The 6,317-nt window shown below is 52.9% G+C and carries 7 protein-coding genes; 3 read left to right on the top strand and 4 right to left on the bottom strand.

The features are described from left to right. Window positions 1–13: 13 nt before the first annotated feature. Complete coding sequence (gene rpoE / locus DBY68_RS02415) at window positions 14–589, bottom strand: RNA polymerase sigma factor RpoE (RefSeq protein ID WP_015963387.1); 576 nt, start codon at window positions 587–589, stop codon at window positions 14–16. Between the two features lie 56 nt (window positions 590–645). Beyond that, the gene (rseD, locus tag DBY68_RS22710; RefSeq protein WP_146745429.1) at window positions 646–741 is read right to left on the bottom strand and encodes a rpoE leader peptide RseD; all 96 of its coding nucleotides are present in this window, start codon (window positions 739–741) and stop codon (window positions 646–648) included. A gap of 270 nt (window positions 742–1,011) precedes the next feature. Here rseD and nadB point away from each other — a divergent pair, with 270 nt between their 5' ends. Further along, complete coding sequence (gene nadB / locus DBY68_RS02420; RefSeq protein ID WP_108473358.1) at window positions 1,012–2,631, top strand: L-aspartate oxidase; 1,620 nt, start codon at window positions 1,012–1,014, stop codon at window positions 2,629–2,631. Here the strand turns inward: nadB and DBY68_RS02425 are convergent. After that, complete coding sequence (locus DBY68_RS02425; RefSeq protein WP_108473357.1) at window positions 2,616–3,353, bottom strand: tRNA1(Val) (adenine(37)-N6)-methyltransferase; 738 nt, start codon at window positions 3,351–3,353, stop codon at window positions 2,616–2,618. The genes nadB and DBY68_RS02425 overlap by 16 nt on opposite strands. A 117-nt stretch (window positions 3,354–3,470) precedes the next feature. Here DBY68_RS02425 and srmB point away from each other — a divergent pair, with 117 nt between their 5' ends. Next, a complete protein-coding gene (gene srmB, locus DBY68_RS02430; RefSeq protein ID WP_108473356.1) occupies window positions 3,471–4,793 on the top strand; it encodes an ATP-dependent RNA helicase SrmB in 1,323 nt (440 codons plus the stop codon). 48 nt (window positions 4,794–4,841) lie between these two features. Here srmB and grcA read toward each other — a convergent pair whose 3' ends face one another. After that, window positions 4,842–5,225, bottom strand: coding sequence for an autonomous glycyl radical cofactor GrcA (grcA, locus tag DBY68_RS02435; protein WP_015963383.1), 384 nt, complete (start codon window positions 5,223–5,225; stop codon window positions 4,842–4,844). A gap of 318 nt (window positions 5,226–5,543) precedes the next feature. On the opposite strand from grcA, the gene ung reads away from it, so the two are divergent. Next, complete coding sequence (ung, locus tag DBY68_RS02440; RefSeq protein ID WP_108473355.1) at window positions 5,544–6,233, top strand: uracil-DNA glycosylase; 690 nt, start codon at window positions 5,544–5,546, stop codon at window positions 6,231–6,233. Window positions 6,234–6,317 lie beyond the last annotated feature (84 nt).

Here is a 6,317-nt window from a genome sequence, read left to right on the forward strand (position 1 = left end):
TATCCCGCTACCGTCAACGCCTGATAAGCGGTTGAACTTTATTATCAATAGCTTCTCGCGCACGGAAGATACGGGAACGAACAGTACCTACCGGGCAATCCATAATTGCAGCTATCTCTTCATAGCTTAGGCCATCCAGCTCTCGCAGGGTAATTGCCATGCGCAAATCTTCTGGAAGACTTTCAATGGTGCGAAAAACTATCTGTCTCAGCTCTTCTGACAACATTAAGTTCTCAGGGTTCGAAATTTCTTTCAGTGCGCCGCCACTTTCGAAGTTTTCTGCTTCCATTGCGTCCACATCGCTGGAAGGTGGGCGTCGCCCCTGAGCAACCAGGTAATTTTTTGCCGTATTGACTGCAATACGGTACAGCCATGTATAGAAAGCACTATCTCCCCGGAATGAATCCAGCGCACGATAGGCCTTTATAAAAGACTCTTGCACCACATCAGGAACGTCACCTGACGGCACATATCGGGAAACCAGGCTCGCCACCTTATGCTGGTAGCGCACCACCAGTAGGTTAAAAGCTTTCTGGTCTCCTTTTTGGACCCGTTCAACCAGGACCTGGTCCGTTAACTGCTCGCTCATCCGAGGTAATGTCTCCCCAAACCCTATTCCAATGCGTAATCAAAACGCCACTCCGTTCACTGCACTATGAGCAAGCACAAGCTTAGAGTGTCTGATGATTGTAAAGTTCCGTTACGCCTTTGTTTTTTGTTTGTCAGTTGTAGACCGTTCATTGTCTCTCATTATAAGTCTACGCATGCACTACGTTGCCTAAGTTGCGAAAGAAAAACGCAATTCTCGCAAGAGTAACGTAACCCGCCTTTTATTTCACCATAAATACTGGATTCCGGAGTCAGAGATTCGATTATTTTCCTTCGTTTACAAAGTCCCTTCAGACACTGTTATGTTTAGCCGTTACAACTTCCACTAAAAAAATATGTGCGCCAGCGCCTTTTATGATGCTATGCTGACCAAACTGTGTTTAGTAAATTAAACAAACCATGATGAACACTCTTCCCGATCTCTCTTGTGATGTCCTGATCATCGGTAGCGGTGCTGCCGGGTTATCTCTCGCGCTGCGCGTTGCCGGGCAGCACTCTGTCATTGTGCTCAGCAAAGGCCCAATAAGCGAAGGTTCAACCTTCTACGCGCAGGGCGGCATTGCAGCCGTTTTTGATGAAACCGACAGTATCGAATCCCACATCGAAGACACGCTCATCGCCGGTGCCGGGATTTGCGATCGAGAGGCGGTGTCGTTCGTGGCAAGCAACGCCAAAAACTGCGTCCAGTGGTTGATTGACCAGGGCGTGCTGTTTGATACGCAAGTGCAAAGTAACGGCGAAGCGAGTTATCACCTGACACGTGAAGGCGGCCACAGCCATCGCCGCATTCTGCATGCGGCAGATGCCACTGGCAAAGAAGTGGAAAACACGCTGGTTAGCAAGGCGCTGAATCATCCCAATATTCGGGTGATTGAGCGCTGCAATGCCGTAGACCTGATCATGTCCGATAAGATTGGCCTGCCCGGCACGCGCCGCGTGGTGGGTGCGTGGATCTGGAACCGTAATAAAGAAAGCGTGGAAACCTGCGCGGCAAAATCGGTGGTGCTGGCAACGGGTGGCGCGTCCAAGGTATATCAGTACACCACCAACCCGGATATCTCCTCGGGCGACGGCATCGCCATGGCCTGGCGTGCGGGCTGCCGCGTGGCGAATCTGGAGTTTAATCAGTTCCATCCCACCGCCCTGTTCCACCCGCAGGCGCGTAACTTCCTGCTCACCGAAGCGCTACGCGGTGAAGGCGCGATACTGAAGCGCCCGGACGGCAGCCGTTTTATGCCCGATTTCGACGAACGGGGCGAACTTGCGCCGCGCGATGTAGTGGCACGTGCAATCGATCATGAAATGAAACGTCTCGGCGTGGATTGTATGTATCTGGACATCAGCCATAAACCCGAAGAATTTGTCCGTCATCATTTCCCGATGATTTACGAGAAACTGCTTGGACTGGGAATCGACCTGACCAAAGAGCCTGTGCCGGTTGTTCCGGCGGCGCACTATACCTGCGGCGGCGTGATGGTGGATGATAACGGACGCAGCGACGTCGACGGTCTGTATGCCATCGGTGAAGTGAGTTATACCGGCCTGCACGGCGCCAACCGTATGGCCTCTAACTCTCTTCTGGAGTGTCTGGTGTATGGCTGGTCAGCGGCGGAAGATATCAACAAACGGATTGCCAGCACGCGTCAGGTGGCAACCCTGCCCGCGTGGGATGAAAGCCGGGTGGATGATTCCGACGAGCGGGTGGTGATTCAGCATAACTGGCACGAATTACGTTTGCTGATGTGGGATTACGTCGGCATCGTGCGTACCACGAAACGGCTGGAGCGCGCCCTGCGTCGCATCACCATGCTTCAGCAGGAGCTCGACGAGTATTACTCACGCTTTCGCGTGTCTAACAATTTGCTGGAACTGCGCAATCTGGTACAGGTAGCGGAGCTGATTGTCCGCTGTGCGATGATGCGTAAAGAGAGCCGGGGCCTGCATTACACGCTGGACTACCCGGAACTCATGCAGGACTCCGGCCCGTCCGTGCTCTCGCCACTGACTCACATAAAGAGATAAAACGCCTGGGTCAGCGCAGTGTAGGCTTCTGAATATTGCTGCTCTGGCCCACGAATTGCTAATCTGTCACTGAATCCCTCACCGTTTTGCGGCGAGAACGCCAGCAGGACGCGATGCGGTGGGCGCGTATCATATTCAGCAATATCCGTGCGCAGACGTAAATGCCAGCCCATCGACAGGGCCAGTTCGGTAAAACTTTGGCCGATATTTTCCGGCAATACCACGCAAAAAAATCCCTCTTCCGTAATGGCATCCGCCGCGCAGGTGAGCAACGTTTGATGATCGAGCGACGTGGTGTAGCGCGCCTGCTCGCGCTGCGGCGTGGCGCATTCAACGCCTTGCTGATAGTAAGGCGGATTGCTGACGATCAGGTCATAGCGACGATGAACGTTCGCGACCCAGGACTGAATATCCGTCGTGTGTACGGCAATTTTTTGCGGCCACGGAGATTGCGCGACGTTCTCCCGCGCCTGGTCTGCGGCATGCTCATCGATCTCAACCGCGTCAATCTGTGTACTCTCCCCGGTACGCTGTGCCAGCATCAATGCCAGCAAACCGCTTCCGGTGCCAATATCCAGCACGCGCGTGACGTGCGCGATCGGTGCCCATGCGCCCAGCAGAATGCCGTCCGTCCCCACTTTCATGGCACAACGGTCATGCGCGACAAAAAATTTTTTGAAGGTAAATCCATTACGACGCAGCGTGGGTTTCGAGTCAGACATAGTTTTTTTGCGTATCCGGTTTTGGCTCAGCACAATACCTGAGAACAGATAGCCATACAAACAGATGAAGATTAGAGCCGTAACGTCTATAATCAGCGCCTCACACTGAGGTAGACAATGACTGTAACGACTTTTTCCGAACTTGAACTTGATGAAAGCCTGCTGGACGCCCTCCAGAGCAAAGGCTTTACACGCCCGACTGCCATCCAGGCTGCCGCCATTCCGCCTGCGCTCGATGGACGTGATGTTTTGGGTTCTGCGCCCACCGGCACCGGTAAAACAGCGGCGTATCTGCTGCCTGCGTTGCAGCATCTGCTCGACTTCCCGCGCAAAAAATCCGGCCCGCCGCGCATCTTGATCCTGACGCCAACGCGTGAACTGGCGATGCAGGTCGCAGACCACGCGCGCGAGCTGGCCAAAAATACCCATCTCGATATCGCCACCATTACCGGCGGTGTCGCGTACATGAACCACGCTGAAGTCTTCAGCGAAAATCAGGATATCGTGGTTGCCACCACCGGTCGCCTGTTGCAGTACATTAAAGAAGAAAACTTTGACTGCCGCGCCGTCGAGACCTTAATTCTTGACGAAGCTGACCGGATGCTGGATCTCGGCTTTGCGCAGGATATCGAACACATTGCCGGTGAAACCCGCTGGCGTAAACAGACGCTGCTCTTCTCCGCCACGCTTGAAGGCGATGCGATTAAGGATTTTGCTGAGCGTCTGCTGGAAGATCCGGTTGAGGTATCTGCGAACCCGTCCACTCGTGAACGTAAGAAAATTCACCAGTGGTACTACCGTGCAGATAACCTGGAGCACAAGGTCGAGCTTCTCAAGCATCTTCTGAAACAAGAAGAGATGACGCGCGCTATTGTTTTTGTACGGAAACGTGAGCGTGTGCATGAGCTTGCCGAAATGCTGCGTGCCGCCGGGATCAACAACTGTTATCTCGAAGGCGAAATGGCACAGATCAAGCGTACCGAAGGGATCAAGCGTCTGACGGAAGGCCGCGTAAATGTACTGGTTGCGACCGATGTGGCCGCACGCGGTATCGATATTCCTGATGTCAGCCACGTGATCAACTTCGATATGCCGCGCACCGGCGATACTTACCTGCATCGTATTGGCCGTACCGGCCGCGCGGGCCGTAAAGGTACGGCGGTTTCTCTGGTTGAAGCGCATGACCACCTGCTGCTGCAGAAAATTGGTCGCTACATCGAGGAGCCGCTGAAAGCGCGCGTCATCGATGGGCTGCGCCCAACTACGCGTGCGCCTAGTGAAAAAATGACCGGTAAACCGTCGAAGAAAGTGCTGGCAAAACGTGCTGAGAAGAAAAAAGAGAAAGACAAGCCGCGCGTGAAAGTACGCCATCGCGATGCGAAGAATGTCGGTAAGCGTCGTAAGCCAAGCGGAGCTGAACCGCAGTCGACAGAAGAGTAAAAAAAACGCCGGGTCTCCCCGGCGTTTTTATTTCCTGCCTCTGAAAACTTACAGGCTTTCAGTGAAAGTACGTGCGATAACGTCGCGCTGCTGTTCCGGCGTCAGGGAGTTAAAGCGTACCGCGTAGCCTGAAACACGAATGGTCAGCTGCGGATATTTTTCCGGATGTTCAACCGCGTCCAGCAGGGTTTCACGACGCAGAACGTTAACGTTAAGGTGCTGACCACCTTCGACGCGAACTTCTGGTTTCGCTTCAACCGGGATTTCACGATATTCGATATCGCCAAGCGCTTTCACAGCAACCACTTCATCTTCTGCATAACCACCTTTGGCAACCAGGCAGCGTGCTTCCCCTTTTTCGCTATCCAGCAGCCAGAAAGAATTCAGCAGGTCGTCGTTAGCGGCTTTAGTAATCTGAATACCAGTAATCATTTGATGCCTCCCTTAGGCTATTCGTATTCGTTTAACCGGCCAGTTCCCGGCCAATTGGTAAAACCATTGTTGCTTGAGTGTATATATACCCCTCAAACACCCCGCATTCTTTGATTTAAATCAATAAAAACCACACCACAAAAGTGGTCATACACTAATTTACTTGTTTTATATCAAGTTACGCCGAGCGATAACGCCAAATTTTCTCTGTAAATTTTCAACTTTTTTTACGCTGAGCGTGGTTTTTATCCTGCGTGGTTTTGTATTGGAGAAAGAAGCAGTTAAGCTACTGCGCATGACAATTTCCAGGAGAGCGAGATGAGCGCCCTTTTAACCTGGCACGATGTGCTGGCCGACGAGAAGCAACAACCCTATTTTTTGAACACGCTGGCAACGGTGGCGAAAGAGCGCCAGGCAGGCACAACAATTTACCCGCCGCAGAAAGATGTGTTTAACGCCTTTCGTTTCACCGAACTGAGCGATGTGAAAGTAGTGATTTTAGGTCAGGATCCCTACCACGGGCCGGGTCAGGCGCACGGTCTGGCTTTCTCTGTTCGTCCAGGTATCGCCACGCCGCCGTCTTTGCTGAACATGTATAAAGAGCTGGAAGGATCAATCCCAGGTTTTACCCGCCCTGCGCATGGCTATCTTGAAAGCTGGGCGCGTCAGGGTGTACTGCTGCTTAACACCGTGCTGACAGTGCGTGCCGGTCAGGCGCATTCTCACGCCAGCCTCGGCTGGGAAACCTTTACTGATAAAGTGATCAGCCTGATTAATGAACACCGGGAAGGGGTGGTATTTTTATTGTGGGGATCGCATGCCCAGAAGAAAGGCGCGATTATCGATGCACAGCGTCATCGCGTGCTGAAAGCCCCGCATCCGTCACCGCTTTCAGCCCATCGCGGCTTTTTTGGCTGCAACCACTTTGTACAGGCTAACGAATGGCTGGCGCAGCGCGGTGAAGTGCCCATCGACTGGATGCCGGTGCTACCGGCGGAAAGCGAGTAAAAAAAATGCCAGCGCAATGCTGTAATGCCGATCAGTTAAGGATCGGTTGAACGATCCAGTGGTTGTGTAAGAATCCGGAAATGC

Origin of the sequence: Pseudocitrobacter sp. RIT415, from assembly GCF_003057695.2 — a bacterium.
GTDB lineage: Bacteria > Pseudomonadota > Gammaproteobacteria > Enterobacterales > Enterobacteriaceae > Pseudocitrobacter > Pseudocitrobacter faecalis.